Origin of the sequence: Gordonia sp. LUNF6, assembly GCF_047041125.1 — a bacterium.
GTDB classification, from domain to species: Bacteria; Actinomycetota; Actinomycetes; order Mycobacteriales; family Mycobacteriaceae; genus Gordonia; species Gordonia sihwensis.
Genome location: NZ_CP178181.1, coordinates 1 through 22,774 on the forward strand (window position 1 = coordinate 1; position 22,774 = coordinate 22,774).

A 22,774-nucleotide genomic window follows, 5' to 3' on the forward strand; every position below is an offset into this window, starting at 1 on the left:
GTGGCCGGCGACCGGGAGTCATTCTCCGACATCTGGAACGCAGTCGTCGCTGATCTGTCGGCCAACACCGGTCCGGCCGAGGTGGAGCCGCTCACCCGACAGCAACGAGCCTGGTTGTCGCTGGTCCAGCCGCTGACGATGATCGAAGGATTCGCACTGCTGGCCGTCCCCAACACGCTCGTGCAGGAGCAGATCGAACGGAATCTGCGCGACGCGGTGCGCCTCACACTCAGTCGACACCTCGGCCAGAGCGTCGACATCGCGGTCCGCGTCGCCGAGCCGGAGGAGATCTCTCCCCAGCCCGTGGATGGTGCGGAAGCGGCTGGGGATACTCATCCACACTCAGGCGCCACAGGTGCAACAAACGTCACACCGGAACCATTCGTTCCGAGCTCCCCGTACGACGCCGCGAACGCCGCCGGCCCAGCGATCCCGACACCGACCTATCCCGCGAGTCCCGCGATCCCGTCCGACGAGCAGCTCGCTGCGCTGAACTACCCGCAGTCGGCGCCGCCGTCGCGTCCGGTGGAACCGCGCGAGTGGTCGAACTACTTCGAGCAGCGAGAGACGAGCGCACCAGACAACGGCACCACCTCACTGCATCCGAAGTACACCTTCGACACCTTCGTCATCGGCGCGTCGAATCGATTCGCACACGCCTCGGCCGTGGCCGTGGCCGAAAATCCGGCGCGCGCCTACAACCCGATGTTCATCTGGGGCGAGTCCGGCCTGGGCAAGACCCACCTGCTGCACGCCGCGGGCCACTACTCGCAACGACTCTTCCCCGGCATGCGCGTGAAGTACGTGTCGACCGAGGAGTTCACCAACGACTTCATCAACTCCCTGCGAGACGACCGCCGCGTCGCCTTCAAGCGCAGGTACCGCGACATCGACATGCTGTTGATCGACGACATCCAGTTCCTGGAGGGCAAGGAAGGCATCCAGGAGGAGTTCTTCCATACGTTCAACACGCTGCACAACGCGAACAAGCAGATCGTCGTCTCCTCCGACCGGCCGCCCAAGCAGCTCGCGACACTCGAGGACCGGCTCCGCACCCGGTTCGAGTGGGGCCTCATCACCGACGTCCAGCCACCGGACCTGGAGACGCGCATCGCGATCCTTCGCAAGAAGGCCCAGATGGACAAGCTCGCGGCACCGGACGACGTCCTCGAACTGATCGCGTCGAAGATCGAGCGCAACATCCGCGAGCTGGAGGGCGCCCTCATCCGAGTGACCGCGTTCGCCTCGCTCAACAACACAGAACTCGACATCACCCTGGCAGAGGTGGTGCTCAAGGCGCTGATCCCGGACTCGGGTCCGATGGACGTGAGCGCCGCGAGCATCGTGGCGGTGACCGCGGACTTCTACGATCTCTCGATCGACGATCTCTGCGGTCCGAGCAAGGTCCGTGCACTGACGCTGCCGCGGCAGATCTCGATGTATCTGTGCCGTGAGCTGACGGATCTGTCGTTGCCGAAGATCGGTGAGACCTTCGATCGCGACCACACCACGGTGATGCATGCGGACAAGAAGATCCGCAAGGAGATGCATGAGAACCGCAACATCTACGACCAAGTGCAGGAGTTGACCGCGCGCATCAAGCAGCGCGCGAACCGCTGATCGGCACACTGGCGCGCACTCTCGACGTCGGCGGCAGACTCTGACGAGTCCGCCGCCGACTTTTTTCACGTTTCCTCCGCGAGGGGGACCCCATGGAAATGCCCAGGACGCGCGTGCGTCGCACGTGTGGATGATCTGGTGACAACAGGGGCGATTTCTGTGGACAACAGGTGCGTGTCGGTTGAACAGTTCGATCCGTCCACAACCGCCCCGATTCATCCACCGCCGTCGTCCACCGGGAGTCCACACCTCGTCGGAGGCCGTGACCAGCACAGACGAGCTGTTACCCACAGAACTCACACCGCCTATTACTAAGAAGATTTCTTCTTTGAAGAAGATCTTTTAAAAGAAGCTGTGTGCATACACAGCCTGCGGCGACCGCGCGACCGCGTCCGCTTCGCCGGACGCTCCGAAGTCGCGACCGAGTTATCGATCCGGTTCCGCATCCGAGGCCGAAGCGCTCTACAGTGGGGTTCTGCGACCAACCACCGCCGGGCCCTGCTGCACCCTGCGCCAGACCCGGCATGTCGAGAAGGGGTTACACCACCGATGAAGTTTCGTGTCGTGCGTGACGAGTTCGCCGATGCTGTCGCGTGGGTGGCCCGGAGCCTGCCTTCCCGGCCGCCCGTCCCTGTTCTCGGCTGCGTCGTCCTGACCGCGGACGAGCACGGACTCCAGGTAGCCGGTTTCGACTACGAGGTCTCGGCCACCCAGACCATCTCGGCCGAAGTCGCCGAAGGAGGAAAAGCCCTGGTCTCGGGCCGGCTGCTCGCCGACATCACCAAGGCGCTGCCCAACAAGCCGGTCGACGTCACGATCGACGGCAGCCGCGTCGCGATCAGCTGCGGCAGCGCCAAGTTCTCGCTGCCGACGATGCCGGTCGAGGACTACCCCGAGCTGCCCGAAGTGCCGCAGAACACCGGATCGGTTCCTGCAGAGCTGTTCTCCGAAGCGGTCTCGCAGGTGGCCGTGGCCGCGGGCAAGGACGACACCCTGCCGATGCTGACCGGTGTTCGCGTCGAGATCGACGGCGACAAAGTGGTTCTCGCGGCCACCGACCGCTTCCGGCTCGCGGTCCGCGAGCTGCAGTGGAACCCGGCGGATGCGAGTGCGGCCGGTGCGGCGCTCGTTCCCGCCAAGACCCTCTCCGAAGCCGCGAAGTCGGCCGGTGCCGACGCCACCGGCAACGTCGAACTCGCGTTCGGCGCCGTGAACGCGATCGGCTCCGAGGGGATGCTCGGCATCACCAACAACGCGAAGAAGACCACCACCCGGCTCCTGGACGCGGAGTTCCCGAAGTTCCGCCAGCTGTTTCCGGCCAACCACACCTCGATCGCGGTGGTCGAGAGCGCCCCGCTGATCGAATCCATCAAGCGCGTCTCACTGGTGGCCGAACGCGGCGCCCAGGTGCGGCTCGACTTCTCCAGCGACTCGGTGCTGCTCACCGCGGGCGGCGACGAAGCCGGAAAGGCCGAGGAAGAGCTGCCTGTCCAGTTCTACGGCGAACCGATCATCATCGCGTTCAACCCCCACTATCTGCTCGACGGACTGGCGGCGATCGGCACCGACACGGTGGAGTTCGGGTTCACCAACCCGGAACCGGACGGCTCGGGCCAGCGTCGTGCGGCGATCCGCCCGGCGGTGCTGCGGCCGTCTTCCGGTGACGAGCCGGCCGCCGACGAGTCGGGTGCTTACGCCGCGTCGGCGAGCGAATTCAGCTATCTGCTGATGCCGGTCCGTCTCCCGGGCTGAGCCTCTGCAGCCGACCTGAATTCCTTCCCGGAGAGGACGCCATGCAACTCGGACTCGTAGGACTCGGCAAGATGGGCGCCAACATGCGCACCCGACTGAGGGCCGCCGGACACGAGGTAGTCGGCTACGACCCGCGGCCCGAGGTGTCGGACGCGGAGAGCCTCGAGGCGATGGTCGGCGCGTTGTCGACTCCGCGCGCGGTGTGGCTGATGGTTCCCGCCGGGGACATCACCAGGCAGAACGTCGCCGCTCTCGCCGATCTTCTCGCTCCGGGCGACATCGTCATCGACGGCGGCAACTCGCACTACTCCGACGATCGGCCCCACGCGGATCTGCTCGCCGAGCGTGGTATCGGGTACCTCGACTGCGGAGTCTCGGGTGGCGTGTGGGGTCTCGAGAACGGCTACGGTCTCATGGTCGGCGGCTCAAAGGCCGACGTCGAGACGGTGATGCCGATCTTCGACGCTCTCCGTCCGGATGGAGAGCGTGAAGACGGCTTCGTGCACGCCGGCCCCGTCGGCGCCGGTCACTACGCGAAAATGGTGCACAACGGCGTCGAGTACGGGCTGATGCACGCCTACGCCGAGGGGTACGAACTGCTCGATGCCGAGCCGCTGATCGAAGATGTGGCGGGCACGCTCCGGGCCTGGACCCAGGGTACGGTGGTGCGGTCGTGGCTGCTGGAACTGCTGGTCCGGGCGCTGGACGCCGATCCCGGCCTCGCCGGGATCTCGGATTACACCACTGATTCCGGCGAAGGTCGCTGGACGGTGGAGGAGGCGATCAGGCATGCGGTGCCCGCGAACGTGATCTCGGCGGCACTCTTCGCCCGATTCGCCTCGCGGCAGGACGAGTCGCCGGCGCTGAAGGCCGTCTCGGCTCTGCGGAACCAGTTCGGCGGCCACGCGATGATCGACACCGCTGGTCAGAGCATCGGCGAGACCGCTGGTCAGAGCTCCGACGAGACCGGTGGTCAGAGCATCGACGAGACCGGTGGTCAGAGCTCCGGCGAGACCGCAACGCCGAACTCGTGACGGCGAGGTAGCGGTTCGTTGTTCGTTCGCGAGCTGACTCTGCGCGACTTCCGGTCCTGGCCGCACGCGCAGTTCGCGTTGTCGCCCGGGACCACGGTCTTCGTCGGTCGCAACGGTTTCGGCAAGACCAATCTCCTCGAATCGCTGTTCTATGTCGCGACCCTGCGCTCGCATCGGGTCTCGTCCGACGCTCCGCTGGTGCGGACCGACGCCGAGGCGGCTCGGGTGACAGCAACGGTGGAGAACGACGGCCGCGAACTCACCGTCGAGCTGACGATCCCGGCCCAGGGCGCCAACAAGGCGACGATCAACACGCGACCGGTTCGGCGCACCCGCGAAGTGCTCGGAATCCTGCGTGCGGTGCTGTTCGCACCCGAGGACCTCGCACTCGTGCGCGGCGAACCGGGGGAGCGTCGCCGCTTCATCGACGAACTGGTGGCGCAGCTGCGACCGCTCGCGGCGGGCGCGAAGGCCGACTACGACCGGGTTCTCCGACAGCGATCCGCGCTGCTCAAGACTGCGAGTGCGGCGATGCGCCGGGGCGGGTCACAGGCCGATTCGGTGCTCGGCACCCTGGACGTGTGGGACGCCCAACTCGCCGAGACGGGTGCGCAGGTCACCGCCTCCCGCATCGCGGTGGTGCGGCAGCTCGCCCCGTTCGTCACCGAGGCCTACTCGTCGATCGCCCCGCACTCGAGGCCCGCGCACATCTCGTACCGGTCCGCCGCCGGCGCCGCCGTCGACGCCAGCCCAGGCGGTGACGACGCGGTGCCCGCGATCCGCGACATCCTCGCCGAGCGTCTCGCCGAACTGCGCAGCAAGGAGATCGAGCGGGGGATGTGCCTGGTGGGACCGCACCGCGACGACCTCCTGCTCGGTCTCGGCGACGAACCCGCGAAGGGTTTCGCCAGCCACGGCGAGAGCTGGTCGTTCGCGCTGTCGCTGCGGCTCGGCAGTGTCGAACTGCTGCGGGCCGACGGCGTCGAACCGATCATCATGCTCGACGACGTCTTCGCCGAACTCGACGTCACCCGGCGCAGACTGCTGGCCGAGTTCACCTCCGGCGCCGATCAGCTGCTGATCACCGCCGCCGTCGCCGACGACATCCCCGAATCGATCGGCGGACGCCGGATCTGTGTCGGAGTCACCGACGATGATGGTCGCAGGCACTCGGTGGTGACCGCCGACGACGCGCCCGAAGGGGGACCGACCTCGGCCGGGGCGTCCGGCGCGGATACCGCTCCGGACGAGGGGAGTGATTATGACTGACGAGAAACCCACTGTGCAGCCGGAGGGGCTGTCGGGGTACGACCTCGCGAGGGCTGCTCTGGAAGAGGCCCGGGCGCTGGCCCGCGCTCAGGGCAAACCCGTCGGCATGGGACGGTCAGCACCCATCAGAAGCAGGCGCCGGACCAGTGATCGATCGCGTCGGCGCTGGTCAGGAGCAGGTCCGGACCCTCGCGACCCGCAACCGCTGGGAAGCATGGTCGGCAGGGTCGCCAAGCAGCACGGCTGGGAGTCCCGCATCTCCGAGGGCGCGCTGTTCGGCATGTGGCCGTCGATCGTCGGCGACGACATCGCCTCCCACGCCGACCCGACGAGGCTCGAGGGAACCGTCCTGCACGTCAGGGCCGAGTCGACGGCGTGGGCCACACAGCTGCGGTACATGCAGGGTCAGATCATCGCGAAGATCGCGAAGGTGATCGGCCACGGAATGGTGACGAGTCTGCGGATCACCGGCCCCCAGGCGCCGTCCTGGCGGAAGGGGCCGCGGCACATCTCCGGACGCGGTCCGCGCGACACGTACGGCTGAGCCGCGCAACGATCGCCCGATTTCGACACGAGAGGCTTTAAACCGGATCGACCCATGATCGGTCCCGGCTTGAACCAAGTTCGTCGGTCTCCGTCGCTACTGGGGCGTGGTAAACGCGGCTCTGGGTTGATTACCAAGTACACTGGTCGGTAACTGTCCCCAACACGAATGGGAGCTGACCGGAGTGGCAGACACCAGCGGCAACGCACCTAAGAAGTCAGGCAAGTCAAAGCCGAGCGAATACGGTGCCGACTCGATCAGCATCCTCGAGGGTCTGGAAGCTGTCCGCAAGCGTCCCGGCATGTACATCGGTTCCACCGGTGAGCGCGGTCTGCACCACCTGATCTGGGAAGTCGTCGACAACTCGGTCGACGAGGCGATGGCCGGCTACGCCACCCGCGTCGACGTGACCCTGCTGGCCGACGGCGGCATCCGCGTCGTGGACGACGGTCGTGGCATGCCCGTCGGCATGCATGCGACGGGTGTGCCCGCGGTGGAGGTCATCATGACCCAGCTGCACGCCGGCGGTAAGTTCGATTCCGATTCATACGCGGTGTCGGGCGGTCTGCACGGCGTCGGCATCTCGGTGGTCAATGCGCTGTCCACGAAGGTCGAGCTGGAGATCAAGCGCAACGGTTCGGTGTGGCGGCAGACGTACACCAACGCCGAGCCGGGTCCGCTCGTCGAGGGCGAGGCCGCGTCCGGCACCGGGACCAGCGTCTCCTTCTGGGCCGACGGGAAGATCTTCGAGACCACCGAGTACAACATCGAGACGATCGCCCGGCGGCTCCAGGAGATGGCCTTCCTGAACAAGGGCCTCACCATCACCCTGACCGACGAGCGGGTCCACGAGGCCGTGCTCGAGGCAGAGGTGGAGGAGTCGGAGGACGGCGACGCCAGCATCAAGACCGAAGAGCAGAAGGCTACTGCCATCGCCAAGGTCAAGACGCGGACGTACCACTACCCGGACGGCCTCATCGACTACATCAAGCACCTCAACAGCCGCACCAAGGCCCCGATCCACAAGACCGTCGTCGGCTTCACCGCCAAGGGTGAGGGCCACGAGGTCGAGATCGCGATGCAGTGGAACGAGGGATACGCGGAATCGGTCCACACCTTCGCCAACACCATCAACACCGCTGAGGGCGGTACTCACGAAGAGGGCTTCCGCGCGGCGCTGACCAGCACGGTCAATCGGTATGCGATCGACAAGAAGCTCATCAAGGAGAAGGACGGCAAGCTCTCCGGCGACGACATCCGAGAGGGTCTGGCCGCCGTCATCTCCGTCAAGGTGGCCGACCCGCAGTTCGAGGGCCAGACCAAGACCAAGCTCGGTAACACCGAGGTCAAGAGCTTCGTCCAGAAGACGTGCAACGAGCACCTGGCGATGTGGTTCGACGCGAACCCGGCCGAGGCCAAGACCATCATCCGCAAGGCCGCGGATTCGCAGCAGGCCCGACTCGCGGCGCGTCGCGCACGTGAGCTCGTCCGCCGCAAGACCGCGACCGACATCGGCGGCCTGCCCGGCAAGCTCGCCGACTGCCGCAGCAACGACCCCAGCAAGTGCGAGGTCTACATCGTGGAGGGCGACTCCGCGGGCGGTTCCGCCAAGTCGGGCCGCGACTCGATGTACCAGGCGATCCTGCCGCTGCGAGGCAAGATCATCAACGTCGAGAAGGCCCGCATCGACCGCGTTCTCAAGAACGCCGAAGTCCAGTCGATCATCACCGCCTTCGGCACCGGCATCCACGATGAGTTCGACATCAGCAAGCTGCGCTATCACAAGATCGTGCTGATGGCCGACGCCGACGTCGACGGTCAGCACATCGCGACGCTGCTGCTCACGCTGCTGTTCCGCTTCATGCGGCCGTTGATCGAACAGGGACACGTCTTCCTCGCGATGCCCCCGCTGTACAAGCTCAAGTGGCAGAAGGGCGCCGAGCCGGAGTTCGCGTACAACGACCGCGAGCGCGACGCGCTGCTCGAGGCCGGCCGCGCCGCGGGCAAGAAGATCAACCCGGACGACGGCATCCAGCGTTACAAGGGTCTGGGCGAGATGAACGCCAGCGAGCTGTGGGAGACCACGATGGATCCGGAGGTCCGCGTCCTCAAGCAGGTCACCCTCGACGACGCCGCTGCCGCCGACGAACTGTTCTCGATCCTCATGGGCGAGGACGTGGTGGCACGCCGCACCTTCATCGCGCGCAACGCCAAGGACGTTCGCTTCCTCGACGTCTGATCCGTCCACCGACTTCGACTCCGCGGATCCCGGCAGTGCCGGGGACCGCACCCGATGCCAGCACGCGGCGTTGGCCGCAGGAAAGTGATTCATGAGCGACGAAACTGATCTGCCAGAGAACAACGGCGGGGACCGCATCGAGCCCGTCGATCTCGGGCAGGAGATGCAGAACAGCTACATCGACTACGCCATGAGCGTGATCGTCGGACGCGCCCTGCCGGAGGTCCGCGACGGCCTCAAGCCGGTGCACCGCCGGCTTCTGTACGCATCATTCGACGCCGGTTTCCGTCCCGACCGCGGCTACGTGAAGTCGGCCCGCCCGGTGTCGGAGACGATGGGTAACTACCATCCGCACGGCGACAGCTCGATCTACGACGCGCTGGTGCGTCTGGCGCAGCCGTGGTCGATGCGGTACCCGCTCATCGATGGTCAGGGCAACTTCGGTTCGCGAGGCAACGACGGCGCCGCCGCCATGCGATACACCGAGGCCCGACTCACTCCGCTGGCCATGGAGATGCTGCGCGACATCACCGAGGAGACCGTCGACTTCATCCCGAACTACGACGGCAAGACGCAGGAGCCGACGGTGCTGCCGTCGCGCGTCCCGAATCTGCTGATCAACGGTTCCGGCGGCATCGCGGTCGGTATGGCGACCAACATCCCGCCGCACAATCTGCGCGAGGTCGCGGACGCCGTGTTCTGGGCGTTGGAGAACCCGGAGGCCGACGAGGAGGCGACGCTCGCCGCCTGCATGGAGGCCGTCAAGGGGCCGGACTTCCCGACCGCCGGACTGATCGTCGGCAGCCAGGGCATCCGCGATGCCTACATGACCGGCCGCGGCAGCATTCGGATGCGCTCGGTGGTCGACATCGAGGAGGTCAAGGGCACCACTCAGCTGGTCGTCACCGAGCTCCCGTACCAGGTGAACCCGGACAATCTGATCAGTTCGATCGCCGAGCAGGTCAACGACGGCAAGCTCAAGGGCATCAGCAAGATCGAGGATCAGTCGTCCGATCGTGCCGGCCTGCGCATCGTCATCACCCTGCGACGTGACGGCGTGGCTCGCGTGGTGCTCAACAACCTGTACAAGCACAGCCAGCTGCAGACCAACTTCGGCGCCAACATGCTGTCGATCGTCGACGGTGTGCCGCGCACCCTGCGGCTCGACCAGATGATCCGCCTCTACGTGGCGCATCAGATCGACGTCATCATCCGGCGCACCCGGTACCGGCTGCGCAAGGCCGAGGAGCGCGCACACATCCTGCGCGGCCTGGTGAAGGCGCTCGACGCGCTCGACGAGGTCATCGCCCTCATCCGCGCGTCGGCCAACACCGAGGCGGCACGGACCGGCCTGATGGATCTGCTCGACATCGACGAGATCCAGGCCGATGCGATTCTGGCCATGCAGCTGCGTCGACTCTCGGCTCTCGAGCGGCAGAAGATCATCGACGAACTCGCCGAGATCGAGCGCGAGATCGCCGACCTGAAGGACATCCTGGCCCGCCCGGAACGCCAGCGCGCCATCGTCAGGGACGAACTCAAGGAGGTCGTCGACAAGTACGGCGACGATCGCCGCACCCGGATCATTCCGGCCGAGGGCGATGTGACCGACGAGGACCTGATCGCCCGCGAGGACGTCGTCGTCACGATCACCGAGACCGGGTACGCCAAGCGCACCAAGACCGATCTCTACCGCAGCCAGAAGCGCGGAGGCAAGGGAGTCCAGGGCGCCGGATTGAAGCAGGACGACATCGTCGCCCACTTCTTCGTCTCGAGCACCCACGACTGGCTGCTGTTCTTCACCACCAAGGGTCGCGTCTACCGCGCCAAGGCCTACGAACTGCCGGAGGCCAACCGCACCGCCCGCGGCCAGCACGTCGCGAACCTGCTGGCCTTCCAGCCGGAGGAGCGGATCGCGCAGGTGATCCGGATCTCCGGCTACGACGACGCGCCGTACCTGGTGCTCGCCACCCGCAACGGACTGGTCAAGAAGTCGCGGCTGGACGCCTTCGATTCCAACCGCTCCGGCGGCATCGCGGCGATCAATCTACGGGGCGACGACGAGCTGGTCGGCGCGCGGCTGTGCAGCGCCGACGACGACCTGCTGCTGGTGTCGAAGAAGGGTCAGTCGATCCGCTTCACCGCGGACGACGAGACGCTGCGGCCGATGGGACGTCAGACCTCGGGCGTGCAGGGTATGCGGTTCAATGCCGACGATGAGCTGCTCAGCCTCACCGTCGTCCGGCCCGACACCTTCCTGCTGGTCGCGACGTCGGGCGGCTACGCCAAGCGGACCGACATCGAGGAGTATTCGGCGCAGGGCCGCGGCGGCAAGGGCGTGCTGACGATCCAGCACGATCCCAAGCGCGGCGACCTGGTGGGTGCTCTCGTCGTCGATCTCGACAGCGAGATCTACGCGATCACCTCCAGCGGAGGCGTGATCCGGACCAAGGCCAAGCAGGTCCGAAAGGCCGGCAGGCAGACCAAGGGCGTGCGCCTGATGAATCTGTCCGAGGGCGACAACCTCATCGCGATCGCGCGCAATGCGGACGAGCCCGATGAGGACGAGGGCGCGGCAGACGACAACTAGCCCATCTCAGCGGTTAGGGTTTGGGGTAGTACCCGTTCAGTGAGGAATCGCCTGTGAGCACACCGAATCAGCCGGACGACAAGAACGTCGAACGCGGGGTCGTGCCCCCGCCGTGGAAGCGTGCGGAGACCTCCGCCGCGACCGGGCTGACCGCGGGGGAGATGGCCAAGGCCGCCGGGACGGTCGGCGACGACCGTCCCGGCGGTCCGCCCCCGCGCGGCGTTGTCTCGGGTGCTTCCCCGCGGACGGAGTCGAAGCCACCGGTCCCGTCGAGTCCGCCCTCCGGTCCGATGCCGGCGGTCAAGGCTCAGCAGGGGCCGACGCCTCAGCCCGGAAAGCCCGGTCCTGCGGGACCGCCGGCCGGCGCCCAGCCGGGTGCGAACCAGCCGGGTGCCAAGCCGCAGGCCCCGGCCGCTCCGGCTGCTGCGGGAGCGGCCAAGCCCGCCCCCTTCGTCGAGTCGGAGACGCGGAACATTCCGCGCGAGGATCTCGCACCGAAGGACGAGCTGCCCGATCTGGACTCCATTCATCACACCGAGCAGGCGAAGGAACAGGCCATCGCCCGCGCCGCGAGTCAGACGATCCCTGCCCGGGCCGTCGGCACGCCGCTGCGCGCCGCGGTTCAGATCCGCCGCGTCGACCCGTGGTCGGTGTTCAAGGTGACCGGGGTCCTCTCGGTCGCGGGGTTCTTCATCTGGATGATCGCCGTCGCCATCCTCTACGGCGTGCTGGGCGGCATGGGCATCTGGGATCAGATCAACAGTTCCTTCGGCACGCTCGTCAGTGCGGACGGCAGCACCAGCGGTCAGGACTTGATCAGCGGCGGCCAGGTATTCATGTTCAGTGCGCTCTTCGGTGTCGTCGCTGCGATTCTTCTCACAGCCCTCGCCACCATCTCGGCCTACATCTACAACGTGTGCGCGGACATGGTCGGTGGTGTCGAGGTGACGCTCGCGGATCTTGACTAGCGCTGTGACCAGCCGTTTTGGAGATGTATCGCGGTTCGGGTAATCTTCATTCTCGGTTCAAGGGCCTATAGCTCAGGCGGTTAGAGCGCTTCGCTGATAACGAAGAGGTCGGAGGTTCAAGTCCTCCTAGGCCCACCAGAATTCACCGGCCGGTGACCCGGCACGGGGCCTTAGCTCAGTTGGTAGAGCGCCGCCTTTGCAAGGCGGATGTCAGGAGTTCGAATCTCCTAGGCTCCACAATTTCGACAGAAGTCAGAGCTACTCCCTCTCACGAGGGGTAGCTCTTTTCCTTCCTCGGGCACATTCCGAGGCACCACACCACCAAGAATGGCCAACCTCCCGGGTAGCGTGCGAAGCCATGAGCGCCATCCCCAGTCACTGGATCCCACACCGTCGTGAGGACGGAGAAGTCGTCGGATGGATCGACCTCGAGTCTCAGGCGCCCGACCTGATTCCGTTCGACCGTCTGGGCCGGCCGCTGGAGCCAGTGGCCGATTGGTCCGCAGCCGAGGAAGCACTCGAAGAGCGCGGGCTGGGGTTCCTGCGCAACCGGTTTCACTACCGCGGATACACGGTGCGGATCCGGCAGCTCTACTCGGATCGCGTCATTGTCACCACCGCGGTCTCCGACGCCATCGGTGACGTCGGCGACGAATTCACACTCCCATTCCCTGCCGGAGAAGTGCTCACCGAGATCTAGTCGAGTTCCCGCCGCATTGTCACCGTCGACCGTCTCCCGACCGGTGATCCGTCGTACGCTGCACTGAGCTGGAACTTCACGAGCTGAGGAGAGAGCGATGCGACCACTCCGATACTCGATCAACGTGACGCTCGACGGGTGCTGTCATCACGAGGCGGGGATCGCGCCGGACGAGGAGTCGATGGCCTACTGGACAGCCGAGATGGCGAGAGCCGATGCTCTGCTCCTCGGCCGGGTGACGTATCAGATGATGGAGTCGGCGTGGCGGAGACCGCCGACCGGCGTATGGCCGGACTGGATGGAACAGTGGGAGGTTCCGTTCGCGGAGGCGATCGACGGGGCGAAGAAGTACGTGGTGTCGAGCACCCTGGCCACCGTCGACTGGAATGCGGAGTTGGTGTCGGGAGATGTCGGGGAAGCGGTTCGGCGGCTCAAACAGGAACCTGGCGGGGGACTGTGGGTCGGCGGAGTGACGCTCCCGCTGGCCTTGGCCGACTCGGGCCTCATCGACGAGTACGAGTTCATCGTCCAGCCGGTCCTGGCCGGGCACGGGCCGACATTGCTGTCGGGTCTGCGCGAGCGCATCCGACTCGAGCTGGTGCACCGTGAGGAGTTCCGGTCGGGGGCGATGGCTTTGCGCTACCGGCGTGTTGAGAATCCGGGCGGACAGTAGAGACGCGCTCCTCAGTCCGCTGAATCCCGACCGGCACGCGCCGTCCGTTCACGATGGCCGTGCGGCGCAGTCACTCCCCATCGTCTTCGGCACGGCGGCGCTGCGCCTCGGCCCGTTCGCGAACCCGGCGACGGAACTCCTCTTCCTCGCGGGCGGCGATCGCCGCCTTGTACTCGGGACGCTCGTATTCGGGGAAGCCGGTGGTCCGGGGTGGCACGGGAGCACCGCCTTCGGGGCGGCCGACCAGGAACCAGACCAGCGATCCGGCCAGCGGAATCAGGATCACGATCAGCACCCAGGCGACCTTCGGCAGGTGACGGACGCGGAACTCGTCGGCGATGATCACGTCGATCAACGCCGCCACCCAGATCAAGAAGACGATTCCACCGAGATACGGCATGCTGACTCCCCCATAGCAGTCGAAACGGATGCCTCACGGTAGCGCAGTACGCACCGCGCCGGAGGCGGGGAAGCCGGAATCGCCCGAGTTCAGGGCACCGGTGCGACGGTCGGCTGGGGCCGCGGGTCGGATTCGAGGTTCTCCTTGGCGAGCTCGCGAATCGTCGTGAACACGCGCTTGGCGGACTCGGCCCACGGCATCAGGATGGGGAAGACGTGGAACATGCCGGGTTCCTCCATCGCATGCAGATTCACGCCGCCCTCGCGCAACCGCTCGGCGAACTCCCGGATCGCGTCGCGGAACATCTCCTCGCCGCCCCAGCACACGAACGTGGGTGGGAACCACTCCGGATCCGGATGGCTGTAGACCGCCGAGACCCGCTCGTCGTTGGGCTGGATGCCCCGGAGATAGAAGGTGACGGGGATGTTCCAGGGCAGGACATCCTTCGACGCGTTGTCGACGATGGAGTCCTGCGACAGGTCGAGGTCGACCTCGGGCGAGAACAGCACCAACGACCGCGGCTTCGGCATGCCCTGCTCCTGCAGGTAGACGACCAGCGAGGTGCTGAGCCCGCCGCCGCCGGAGTCGCCGGCGACGATGATGTCCTCGGCGGGGATACCGAGGTCCATCAGCCCCTGGTAGGCATCGGCCGCGTCGTGCAACGCGGCGGGGAACGGGAACTCCGGCGCCATCCGATAGTCGGGGATGAACACCTGGCATCCCGTGAGGCGGACGAGTGCTGCAGCGAACATCAGATACATGTTCGGGGTGGTGCCGAAGTAGCCGCCGCCGTGCAGATACAGGATGGTCTTGTCGCGCGCCTTCACCTCCGGATCGGCCTCGCGCACGGCGACCTTCTCACGGCACCAGACGCCCTCTTGGCCGCCGACGACGTCGCTCTCGATCTCGACGCCGCCGAAGTATCCGACCACCGGATGGAGGATGGCCCCGCACACGGTGTCGAGGATCTTCTCCATGGAGCGGAAATCCTCGATCGGCAGGCTGACCGAGTATCCCAGGAACGATCGGACCGTGGCCCGGGTGACGGACTGACCTATGTTGTCGAGGATTCCCCCTGCGCCCTGGAAAGGCCGACTGAAGGGCACCCGAGCCAGCCCGTTGAGCATGTTGTCGACCAGACCCACCACCGTCAGCGCGGTGATCGGTCCGGAGGCTGTCTTCACACCGTCGCGGTCTGCCATAACCATGGCTCTCAGGATAGTGACAAGACCGTGCCGGACCGCGGTATCGGCCGACCACCGCATTCTCGATCCGATGCGGCGTCGGGGTTTGACGCCCGTGCACGCGGGTACTCACTGACTGTGGGGGAGAACGCCCCACCTGAGGGAAGGAGAGTTCTCATGGCAGATCCGAACAACCCCGGCCAGTTCGGTAACCGGTCGGACACAGAGGAGCAGGCCCGCAAGGGCGGAGAGTCCAGCCCCGGTCAGTTCGGTTCGTCCGAAGGCGCAGACCCGCATGAGGCGGGCAAGAAGGGCGCCGAGAACGAGCCCCACGAGGCCAAGGTCCGCGGCGGCGAGCACAGCCACGGCGGCGGAGGCGGTCAGAGCTGAGTCGACTGACCGTCGGCGGCGGACGGGGATCTCCCTGTCCGCCGCCTTCTGGCCGTTGCACAGCAGACCGACGGAAGGAGAGCCGACATGGCGGTCTGTGACATATGCGGAAACGAGTACAAACATGCGCTGCTGATCTCGGTGGAGGGCCGTGAAGGACGCGGCGTCTACGACAGCTTCGAGTGCGCGATTGCGGGACACGCGCCCCGCTGCACGGTCTGCGACACGCCGATCATCGGGCACGGCGTGCAATCGGACGGCAGGGTGTTCTGCTGTGTGCACTGCGCCCAGCGCGGCGGAGACACCGAACTGGTCGACCGGGTCGGCACGGCGACGCTGCATTGACCTGCGGCGACCCGCGGCCTCGGCCCGCACGACAACCGCCCACCTCTACGTCGGGGTGGGCGGCTTCGCGTGTGCGCGTCGAGCCTAGACCGGTGTGATCGCACTCGCGATCGCCGAGCCGGTGAACGCCATCCGGCGGCCGTCCTGCTCGAACTGCACCTCGAGGAAGTCGACCGGGAAGTGCCGCACGGCCACCACGACGCAGTCGGCGACGTGACCGGACGCCAGACGGCACCGCACGCTGGTCCCGGGGGCGTATACCACAGTTGTCGCGGTCATGACGTGCTCCTTCGGTTCGCTGTCGGTGAGTCCTCTCCGGCTACCCCGAGCGGAGCGATCCCAAACACCGGCGATCGATGGTTGGCCGTGCGGTGATCCGGGTACTCGTCGGTGGTCCGACGAACCGAGCCTCAGGAGGAAGCCATGCCGGCAACGAGCACGAGTTCGCTCGTCGAGAAGACTTTCGCGACTGTGGCCGGTCTGCGTCACGGCCGCGCCGTCCATCGACACGGTCTGGTGTGCGCTGGCGACGCCACAATCGAAGCCGAGCAGCTGCCGCTGGCATCGGGTCCGACAGTGGTGCGGATATCGAAGGGACTCGGCACCCCGGCCGGGCTGCCCGACCTCGTCGGAGTGGCCCTCCGACTGCCGACCGGAGACACCGACGACGTCGGCGAGCCCCGGCACTGGGATCTCCTGCTGTCGGGTCCGGTGCGCAGAATCGGTGTCGTCGACGTCCCGACCCCGACTGCCACGTGGAACGACCTCGAGGTCTCGACGATCAGTCCCTTCGCGTGGAATGGCGAACACTGGACGGTGTCGGCGCGACTGCTGGCCCCGCACGTCCTCGGAGGCCTTGATCTCGCCTCGCTCGCCGACGCACTGCAGGCGGGCGGTGGCCTGTCGTTGGAGGCGCGACAGACAGATCACCGCACACCGCTCGGGTTCGTCGATCTGACGCGGGTCGGCGTCGATCCCGATGTGGCCTTCGATCCGGTCGACACGATGCCGTCGGGTGTCGAACAGGTACCCGCCTGGCTGGGCTCGCTGCGGCGTAACGCCTACCGGGGAAGCAGGCGCGGCCGGCCGGCTCCGCCTACTTCGCGGTCGGCATGACGAATTCCGCAGCGGAGCTTCGCCCCTGCGGCCAACGGATCGTCGCCGTCTTGTACCGCGTGTAGAACCGGACGCCCTCCCTGCCGTGGATATGGTGGTCGCCGACAACGGCCCAGAGTTCATCTCCGAGGCCCTGCGCGAGTTCTGTACTGGGACTGTCGGGATCTCCTACATTCCGCCGGGTACGCCGTGGAACAACGGGTTCATCGAGTCGTTCAACAACCGACTCCGCGACGAGTGCCTGAACCGCAACTGCTGGCCCACTCTGCTGGAGGCGCGCGTAGTGATCGAGGACTTCAAGGACGACCACAATCACCGGCACCGGCACTCGGCGCTGGGCTACAAGACACCGGCCGAGTACGCTGCCGGATGCACCCACCGACACCACCCGGCCGGGTGCGAGATCAACTGATCAACGACAAGTTGGAACTGGCTCTAGAACTACCTGGACCGGAAATCGGGGATCTGTCAGTGTTGAGCGTTTTGCGACTAGCACATTGGGTCCGTCGACCAGGTAGGCGTTGATACTTCCCTGCACTGGTTGCTCGATCGCGACCCCGCGTACGTCGGGGTAATCGAAGAGACGTGGTTTACCCGCTCTCGACTTGGTGAATCCGATGATGATGCAGTGCACGGCTGCTTTACCAGGAGCGTCGGAGTTCCAGGCGAAAGTGCGGTGTGCGTACTTGATGCGCCAGCCAGCATCGAAGATTGGCGCAAATAAGCGGGGAACCTGATCGCCTTGGCTGATCGAGTTAGTCGTGACAAACGCCCATTCGCCGCTTCGAGACGCGAGGAAATCGAGGGACTTCGCGTGCCAAGCGGTGACGTAGTCCAAGCGGCTGATGTCATTGGAGCCCCACACGTCGCGCAACTCCTGCGCTTGGCGTTCTGTCCTAGTCGCATGGCCCAGGAAAGGTGGATTTCCGAACACATAGGTGTTGCCGGAGGGGGCTGGGAAGAGGTCGTTCCAGTCGGCCTGGAGGGCGTTGGTGTGGTGGATGTGGGCGGTGATCGTGATGGGCAGGCGTTCGGGGGCTTGACCGACGGCGGCGGCGAGCTCACGGTTGGCTTGATGGTCTACCAGGAACATGGCGGTCTCGGCGATTTTGGCTGGCCACCAGTTGATCTCGATGCCGTGGAACTGGCCGATGGTGAGTTTGGTTTCCAGCGTGGCATCTAGGGCCATGCCGGTCTGTCCTTCGCGGGTGCGGATCTCTTGGATGATCTGGGTTTCGATTCGTCTCAGGTCGCGGTAGGCGACCACGAGGAAGTTTCCGCAGCCGCAGGCCGGGTCGATGAACACGTGGGTGGCGAGTCGGTCCCGGAACTCTCGTAGCGCTTTGACGGTGGTGGACTTATTGCTGCACAGGCGGTTCGCTTCGACCTGGAGTTCGTCGAGGAACAGCGGCCCGATGGTTTTTCCGATGTTCGTCTCGGAGGTGTAGTGCTCACCGGCGGCGCGGCGGGCTTCTTTGCTCTTGACGAGCTGGAACATGGCGCCGAACACGGCTGGGGATATGCGGGTCCATCTGAATCGGCACGCTTCTAGGAGTGCGTCGCGCATGCCGGGGGTGAAGTACTCCAGCGGCAGGGCATCGGCGAAGAGTGCGCCATTGACGTATGGGAAGCGGGCAAGCAGGTCTCCGAGGTTCTTGTTGCGTTTGCCAGTCGGGGTGTTGAGCACGCCGAATAGGGAGTGAAGTTGTGCGCCGAGGTTGTCGGCGTCGGTGCGTTGTTCGACCCACCTGTGGAATAGATCCGCTTCCCAGAGGCCGGCATCGTCGCCATAGAGCAGGAACAGGATGCGTGTCAGCATCATCGAGGCCCGCTGCACACCCTCGTCTTCGTCTTTCTCGTCGGTGTCCTCGTCGAGGGCGAGGTCGTCACCGACGGCTTGGTCGGCCTCGTCGCCGACCATTGCTTCGTAGAGCTGGGCCATCAGTTGGGCGGCGTGAATGGAGGCGTCTTGCTCCTCGCGGCGCGTGACGGTCTCGTGTCCTGCCAGGAATAGCATTGCGTCGAGATGCTCCGGCGCCTGGTCGATGGTGAACTCGACGTGGCTTCCGTCTACACCGAGTTGGTCAATGCGGATGCGCTCGAAGTCGGTGACGATCACGTACTTGGGGAACTCGTGCTGTCCAACGGAACCGCCGGCTAGATAGTCCTGGGCCTGGGCTTGGGCCTTGTCCAGGTCGACGCCGAGGGACTTGGCTTCGCCGATGAATACCCCGGACTGGAACACATCGATCGAGCCCTTGTTGCCCGTAGTGGCGCGGATAGCTTCGCGCTCGAACAGGTCGATCCGGGCGGCGTTGATGTCGAAGCACGCGAGCAGGTCAGACCAGAATGATTGAGCGAAGCTCGACTCGGTTCCGGTGACCTTGTCCTCGCGCCACCCTGTGATGCGATCAGACCAGTGAGCCGAAAAATCCCGGAGGTGTTGAAGGATCTGGCCGCGGTCCAAGGTCGTCGCAGACACTTACACACTCCTGGTCTCTGTACATGGGTTGCGGGTCATCCTGCCAGCGTGGGCACTGGCGTAGTCGTCATCGTTTGGTGCCTATGGCGAAACGTAGCGATATACCGAGGTGCGGTGGATGCCGAAGAAGCGGCCGAGCTCGGCGGCCGTGTATCCCCCACTGGCGTGCATTTCACGAAGCCGCTTGGCGTCGGTGGGGGTGGAGTGTTCCCGCTAAAGTGGCCACTGCAATTAAGCGGCGAGTCGTATATGTCTCTGAATCCTAGTTCAAACTCGGCTGGTGTCAAATAGCCCAGTGTGGAATGTCGTCGGGCCCTATTGTAGTACTCCTCAATCCAGGTGAATGGGCGGTGTCAACTCGTGGAAGCAACGTTGTCCTTCAGTAGGCGTTCGAAGACTTCCCGTGGAGTGTAGAAGCCCAGGCACTGCCGTGGCCGCTCGTTGAGCTCGCGGGCGATCGCTTCGAGGTACAGCTGATCGGATGGGATTTCGGTGCCCTTGGGCAGGTACTCGCGGATCAGGCCGTTGGTGTTCTCATTCGTCGGGCGTTCCCATGGCGAGCGGGGATGAGCGAAGTAGATCGGCAACTCGGCGGCCACGGTGACGCTGGCGTGCTCGGCCATCTCGGTGCCTTGATCCCACGTCAGGCCCTGTCGCATGAACTCCGGCAGTCCTCGCAGGTGATCGATCAGCACATCAGCAACGCCGGGTGCTTTCTTCCCGTCCGGCAGACCCAGGATCAGCGTGTACCGGCTGGTGCGCTCGACCAAGGTCACCGCCGCGGACTGGCCGGCCTTCCCGACGATCAGATCTCCTTCCCACCAGCCCGGCACCCGCCGATCGGCCGCGGTCTCGGGGCGGTCGTCGATGCTGACCATGCCCACGATCCGCGCCGACCGCTCACCGACTGACTTGCGGGGTTTACGCGCGGTGCGCTTGGACTGCAACAGGATGCCCTGAGCAGCCAACTCTCCCTTCGGAAGAGCATAAATCCACCGATAGATCGACTCGTGTGACACGCGGCGGCCCTGCGCGTTCGGTGAACCCGTCATGGGATCCACTGTGGGGTCTTGGGCCTCGAGCTTCAACCTCCCCGCGATCTGGCGCGGCGTCCGCGACCTGCGCAGGTCGGACCGTACCCGGTCGGCGAGCACCGAGTCAGCATCGATCGCCCTCGTCTGCGGACGGGCCCGCCGTGCGCGGGCGTGCTTGTCGGCGTGCACCACCTGATACGCGCCCGTCTTGGTGGCATTGCGTTTGATCTCGCGAGACACCACCGACTTGTCGCGCCCGATCTGCTCGGCGATCGCCGTGACCGTCATCCCCGCACGCCGTCCGACCGCGATCTCCGTCCGGTCCGCCACCGTCAACATCATCCGTCCCAGCCCCACCCAGGGTCTCCTACCGCGCTACCCGCAACCCCTCGTGGCCTGCAGTGTTGCTACGACGGTATGACACCGCCATGTGCTCTTTTTGAGTGCTTTTAGAGTGGGCCACGGGCGCGTGTGAATGAGTTCCTTCTTGTAGCTCGCGAAGAATGATTCTGCGACCGCGTTGTCGAAACAAATGCCAGTGCGCCCCAATGATCGTCGGATATTGTTTTTCGTGCAGTACTTATCGAAGTCGGTGGACGTGTATTGAGTTCCGCGATCGCTGTGGAATATGACTTTTCCGGGTGGTCGACGACGAGCGATGGCCATGTCCAGTGCGTCGGTGACCAGCTCGGTTCGCATGTGGTCGGCCACGGCCCATCCGACGACCATCCGGGAGTGCAGATCGATGACGGTGGCCAGGTACGCCCAGCCGTTCCAGGTCCGTACGTAAGTAATATCGCCGCACCATTTGGTGTTCGCCTCGGCCGCCGTGAAGTCGCGGCCGATGAGGTCAGGTGCCCCAACGGGGCTGTCTCCGGCGACGGTGGTGCGTTTCCACGCCTTCGGGTGGCGGCCTTCCAGACCTGCGACCTTCATGAGCCGCCACACCCGCTTGTGCGAGACCCGGTGGCCGCCGGCGGCGAGTTCCGCACGCATGCGCCGAACGCCGGGACGGCCGTTGAGGTGCTCGTAGTGGTACTCGATCAGCGCTGTTAACTCGTCGTCTCGGAGGTCTCGAGCTGAGCGCGACTTGCCGCGCCACTTGTAGTAGCCAGAAGTCGATACGCCGAGTTGAGCACACATGAACGTGACCGTATATGAATCGGATTCAGCCCAGTCCGCGATAGCCGCGAATTTCACCGCGGGTCTTTCGCGAACCAGGTCGCTACTTTTTTTGCGAACTCCACCTCCATCCGGGCGTGCTTCACTTCTTCGCGAAGGCGCTCGAGTTCCGCCCGCTCGTCCTCATTCAACGGGCGGTCAGACTCACCGTTTCCCTCGTCTCGAGTCTTCTTCACCCATTTCCCCAACGTCATCTCGTGAACGCCGATACTGCGTGCAACTTCGGCGATCGCACGGCCATCATCGATGACCAAACTTACCGCGTTGGCCTTGTACTCGGCAGTGAAGCTCCGACGAGTAGATCCCATAATCCGCTCCCTCTATCTTGGGGGAACTCACCGCTCATCTCCGGGTGTCCACCAGAGCGGGAACGGTCCAGGGAGAGCTTGGGTTGCCGACCCCGATACTTGCCTTCAGCTTTGGCTCGGGCGACGCCTTCTCGGGTGCGCTCGCGGTTCATGGCGACCTCGAACTCGGCGGTCATGCCGAGTACCTGGAACATCATGGCACCGACCGGGTCGGCGGGGTCGTAGGTAGTCCTCCCGACAGTCAGTGATGCGCCCTCTCTCCGGATCTGGTCCGCGATGTCGAGCAGGTCGCGCAGCGATCGTCCGAGACGGTCGAGCTTGGTTACCACGAACTCGTCGCCATCTCGCAGTTCAGCCAGCGCCCGATCCAGCGCCGGGCGCTGACGGCGCCGGCCACTGACACCGCGGTCGAGGTGTATCCGCCGGCGATCAACGCCGAGCTCGATCAGTGCCTGTCGTTGGGTCTCGACGTTCTGTTCGTCGGTAGACACCCGCCCGTACCCGATCTTCACCCCAGCAGTGTTGCATATGCCTGTGATTTATCCACTCATATTGCGCTACATGTCATTGATGCAGCGGCATGAGTCGCCGTTAGGGTCCGAGCTGCGCGAGTCTCCGCCCGGGGGCTTGCTCACGGCGTGTCGCGTTAGACGATCGTCAAATGCGACACCAGACTGACGGCCCATGGTGACCTGGGGGAGTTGCCACAATCCCCAGTGCCCTTCGCGGCAGTTCGGCTTTGGGTGTTTAGGTTGGCCCATCCCTGTTGCCGTCGGGCGCGGGACGTTTGCTCTCGGCGTCAGTTGCCGCCACCCAGACTCTGTTCTCTTCACCCTCCGCGAGAATGCGAGTGGCACGGGCGTCCGGGTCTCCCGGGCTGAGCGCTACGATGCCGTCGTCGACGTAGTCGACGACGGCATCAAGGAACGCTGCGACCTGGCCAA

22 protein-coding genes, 2 tRNA genes and 1 pseudogene are annotated in these 22,774 nt (G+C 65.3%); 16 read left to right on the forward strand and 9 right to left on the reverse strand.

The window, feature by feature from the left end:
• The 12 genes from dnaA (at position 1) to ACK8HH_RS00060 (ending at position 13,389) form a co-directional block, all read left to right on the forward strand.
• Positions 1-1,620: a chromosomal replication initiator protein DnaA gene (dnaA, locus tag ACK8HH_RS00005; RefSeq protein ID WP_006896768.1), complete on the forward strand. Its 1,620-nt coding sequence runs from the start codon at positions 1-3 to the stop codon at positions 1,618-1,620.
• A 549-nt stretch (positions 1,621-2,169) separates the two neighbouring features.
• On the forward strand, positions 2,170-3,372 hold the full coding sequence (gene dnaN, locus ACK8HH_RS00010) for a DNA polymerase III subunit beta (RefSeq protein WP_006896769.1): 1,203 nt from the start codon (positions 2,170-2,172) through the stop codon (positions 3,370-3,372).
• A gap of 41 nt (positions 3,373-3,413) precedes the next feature.
• Complete coding sequence (gene gnd, locus ACK8HH_RS00015; protein ID WP_346074741.1) at positions 3,414-4,406, forward strand: phosphogluconate dehydrogenase (NAD(+)-dependent, decarboxylating); 993 nt, start codon at positions 3,414-3,416, stop codon at positions 4,404-4,406.
• A gap of 18 nt (positions 4,407-4,424) precedes the next feature.
• Complete coding sequence (gene recF / locus ACK8HH_RS00020) at positions 4,425-5,675, forward strand: DNA replication/repair protein RecF (RefSeq protein WP_346074740.1); 1,251 nt, start codon at positions 4,425-4,427, stop codon at positions 5,673-5,675.
• Complete coding sequence (locus tag ACK8HH_RS00025) at positions 5,668-6,219, forward strand: DUF721 family protein (protein WP_006896772.1); 552 nt, start codon at positions 5,668-5,670, stop codon at positions 6,217-6,219. Before recF ends, ACK8HH_RS00025 begins: the two co-directional genes overlap by 8 nt.
• A gap of 184 nt (positions 6,220-6,403) precedes the next feature.
• A complete protein-coding gene (gyrB, locus tag ACK8HH_RS00030; RefSeq protein ID WP_006896773.1) occupies positions 6,404-8,458 on the forward strand; it encodes a DNA topoisomerase (ATP-hydrolyzing) subunit B in 2,055 nt (684 codons plus the stop codon).
• A 91-nt stretch (positions 8,459-8,549) separates the two neighbouring features.
• Positions 8,550-11,048, forward strand: coding sequence for a DNA gyrase subunit A (gene gyrA / locus ACK8HH_RS00035; RefSeq protein WP_006896774.1), 2,499 nt, complete (start codon positions 8,550-8,552; stop codon positions 11,046-11,048).
• 53 nt (positions 11,049-11,101) lie between these two features.
• Complete coding sequence (locus ACK8HH_RS00040) at positions 11,102-12,016, forward strand: DUF3566 domain-containing protein (protein ID WP_006896775.1); 915 nt, start codon at positions 11,102-11,104, stop codon at positions 12,014-12,016.
• A 61-nt stretch (positions 12,017-12,077) separates the two neighbouring features.
• Positions 12,078-12,154, forward strand: a tRNA-Ile gene (locus tag ACK8HH_RS00045).
• 26 nt (positions 12,155-12,180) lie between these two features.
• Positions 12,181-12,253, forward strand: a tRNA-Ala gene (locus ACK8HH_RS00050).
• A gap of 121 nt (positions 12,254-12,374) precedes the next feature.
• On the forward strand, positions 12,375-12,716 hold the full coding sequence (locus ACK8HH_RS00055) for a hypothetical protein (protein ID WP_006896776.1): 342 nt from the start codon (positions 12,375-12,377) through the stop codon (positions 12,714-12,716).
• A 97-nt stretch (positions 12,717-12,813) separates the two neighbouring features.
• Positions 12,814-13,389, forward strand: a complete 576-nt coding sequence (locus ACK8HH_RS00060) for a dihydrofolate reductase family protein (RefSeq protein WP_006896777.1) — start codon at positions 12,814-12,816, stop codon at positions 13,387-13,389.
• Positions 13,390-13,459: 70 nt separating this feature from the next.
• Here ACK8HH_RS00060 and ACK8HH_RS00065 read toward each other — a convergent pair whose 3' ends face one another.
• Together ACK8HH_RS00065 and ACK8HH_RS00070 are read right to left on the reverse strand one after the other, a co-directional pair.
• A complete protein-coding gene (locus ACK8HH_RS00065; protein WP_006896778.1) occupies positions 13,460-13,789 on the reverse strand; it encodes a PLD nuclease N-terminal domain-containing protein in 330 nt (109 codons plus the stop codon).
• Between the two features lie 89 nt (positions 13,790-13,878).
• Positions 13,879-14,997 (reverse strand): alpha/beta hydrolase, encoded by a 1,119-nt coding sequence (locus ACK8HH_RS00070; protein WP_039867593.1) that lies wholly within the window; start codon positions 14,995-14,997, stop codon positions 13,879-13,881.
• 153 nt (positions 14,998-15,150) lie between these two features.
• On the opposite strand from ACK8HH_RS00070, the gene ACK8HH_RS00075 reads away from it, so the two are divergent.
• Positions 15,151-15,363 carry a hypothetical protein gene (locus tag ACK8HH_RS00075; protein WP_006896780.1) on the forward strand — a complete coding sequence of 71 codons (213 nt, stop codon included), beginning with the start codon at positions 15,151-15,153 and terminating at the stop codon, positions 15,361-15,363.
• 87 nt (positions 15,364-15,450) lie between these two features.
• Positions 15,451-15,708 carry a hypothetical protein gene (locus ACK8HH_RS00080; protein WP_006896781.1) on the forward strand — a complete coding sequence of 86 codons (258 nt, stop codon included), beginning with the start codon at positions 15,451-15,453 and terminating at the stop codon, positions 15,706-15,708.
• Between the two features lie 84 nt (positions 15,709-15,792).
• On the opposite strand, the gene ACK8HH_RS00085 is transcribed toward ACK8HH_RS00080, so the two are convergent.
• Positions 15,793-15,987 (reverse strand): hypothetical protein, encoded by a 195-nt coding sequence (locus ACK8HH_RS00085; RefSeq protein ID WP_045537118.1) that lies wholly within the window; start codon positions 15,985-15,987, stop codon positions 15,793-15,795.
• Between the two features lie 144 nt (positions 15,988-16,131).
• On the opposite strand from ACK8HH_RS00085, the gene ACK8HH_RS00090 reads away from it, so the two are divergent.
• Positions 16,132-16,824, forward strand: a complete 693-nt coding sequence (locus ACK8HH_RS00090; protein WP_346074739.1) for a hypothetical protein — start codon at positions 16,132-16,134, stop codon at positions 16,822-16,824.
• A gap of 91 nt (positions 16,825-16,915) precedes the next feature.
• Complete coding sequence (locus tag ACK8HH_RS00095) at positions 16,916-17,236, forward strand: integrase core domain-containing protein (RefSeq protein WP_412475741.1); 321 nt, start codon at positions 16,916-16,918, stop codon at positions 17,234-17,236.
• Here ACK8HH_RS00095 and ACK8HH_RS00100 read toward each other — a convergent pair whose 3' ends face one another.
• The 6 genes and pseudogenes from ACK8HH_RS00100 to ACK8HH_RS00125 form a co-directional block, all read right to left on the reverse strand.
• Complete coding sequence (locus ACK8HH_RS00100; RefSeq protein ID WP_412475451.1) at positions 17,237-19,306, reverse strand: DNA methyltransferase; 2,070 nt, start codon at positions 19,304-19,306, stop codon at positions 17,237-17,239.
• Positions 19,307-19,569: 263 nt separating this feature from the next.
• Positions 19,570-19,650 (reverse strand): annotated as a pseudogene (locus ACK8HH_RS00105) (IS3 family transposase); the annotation flags it as partial.
• A 9-nt stretch (positions 19,651-19,659) separates the two neighbouring features.
• Entirely contained in the window at positions 19,660-20,682 is a 1,023-nt protein-coding gene (locus tag ACK8HH_RS00110) for an IS30 family transposase (protein WP_412475205.1), read from the reverse strand.
• A gap of 33 nt (positions 20,683-20,715) precedes the next feature.
• Positions 20,716-21,540, reverse strand: a complete 825-nt coding sequence (locus ACK8HH_RS00115) for an IS3 family transposase (RefSeq protein ID WP_412475452.1) — start codon at positions 21,538-21,540, stop codon at positions 20,716-20,718.
• Positions 21,537-21,776 (reverse strand): transposase, encoded by a 240-nt coding sequence (locus tag ACK8HH_RS00120; protein ID WP_231887311.1) that lies wholly within the window; start codon positions 21,774-21,776, stop codon positions 21,537-21,539. Before ACK8HH_RS00120 ends, ACK8HH_RS00115 begins: the two co-directional genes overlap by 4 nt.
• A 2-nt stretch (positions 21,777-21,778) precedes the next feature.
• A complete protein-coding gene (locus ACK8HH_RS00125) occupies positions 21,779-22,342 on the reverse strand; it encodes a recombinase family protein (protein WP_412475453.1) in 564 nt (187 codons plus the stop codon).
• Positions 22,343-22,774: the final 432 nt, after the last annotated feature.

What these genes read in the sequence shown, in the direction of transcription:
- dnaN (WP_006896769.1), top strand. Translation starts at nt 2,170, where the DNA reads ATGAAGTTTCGTGTCGTGCGTGACGAGTTCGCCGATGCTGTCGCGTGG.
- gnd (WP_346074741.1), top strand. Translation starts at nt 3,414, where the DNA reads ATGCAACTCGGACTCGTAGGACTCGGCAAGATGGGCGCCAACATGCGC.
- ACK8HH_RS00025 (WP_006896772.1), top strand. Translation starts at nt 5,668, where the DNA reads ATGACTGACGAGAAACCCACTGTGCAGCCGGAGGGGCTGTCGGGGTAC.
- gyrA (WP_006896774.1), top strand. Translation starts at nt 8,550, where the DNA reads ATGAGCGACGAAACTGATCTGCCAGAGAACAACGGCGGGGACCGCATC.
- ACK8HH_RS00055 (WP_006896776.1), top strand. Translation starts at nt 12,375, where the DNA reads ATGAGCGCCATCCCCAGTCACTGGATCCCACACCGTCGTGAGGACGGA.
- ACK8HH_RS00060 (WP_006896777.1), top strand. Translation starts at nt 12,814, where the DNA reads ATGCGACCACTCCGATACTCGATCAACGTGACGCTCGACGGGTGCTGT.
- ACK8HH_RS00065 (WP_006896778.1), bottom strand. Translation starts at nt 13,789, where the DNA reads ATGCCGTATCTCGGTGGAATCGTCTTCTTGATCTGGGTGGCGGCGTTG.
- ACK8HH_RS00070 (WP_039867593.1), bottom strand. Translation starts at nt 14,997, where the DNA reads ATGGTTATGGCAGACCGCGACGGTGTGAAGACAGCCTCCGGACCGATC.
- ACK8HH_RS00075 (WP_006896780.1), top strand. Translation starts at nt 15,151, where the DNA reads ATGGCAGATCCGAACAACCCCGGCCAGTTCGGTAACCGGTCGGACACA.
- ACK8HH_RS00080 (WP_006896781.1), top strand. Translation starts at nt 15,451, where the DNA reads ATGGCGGTCTGTGACATATGCGGAAACGAGTACAAACATGCGCTGCTG.
- ACK8HH_RS00085 (WP_045537118.1), bottom strand. Translation starts at nt 15,987, where the DNA reads ATGACCGCGACAACTGTGGTATACGCCCCCGGGACCAGCGTGCGGTGC.
- ACK8HH_RS00090 (WP_346074739.1), top strand. Translation starts at nt 16,132, where the DNA reads ATGCCGGCAACGAGCACGAGTTCGCTCGTCGAGAAGACTTTCGCGACT.
- ACK8HH_RS00095 (WP_412475741.1), top strand. Translation starts at nt 16,916, where the DNA reads ATGGTGGTCGCCGACAACGGCCCAGAGTTCATCTCCGAGGCCCTGCGC.
- ACK8HH_RS00110 (WP_412475205.1), bottom strand. Translation starts at nt 20,682, where the DNA reads ATGATGTTGACGGTGGCGGACCGGACGGAGATCGCGGTCGGACGGCGT.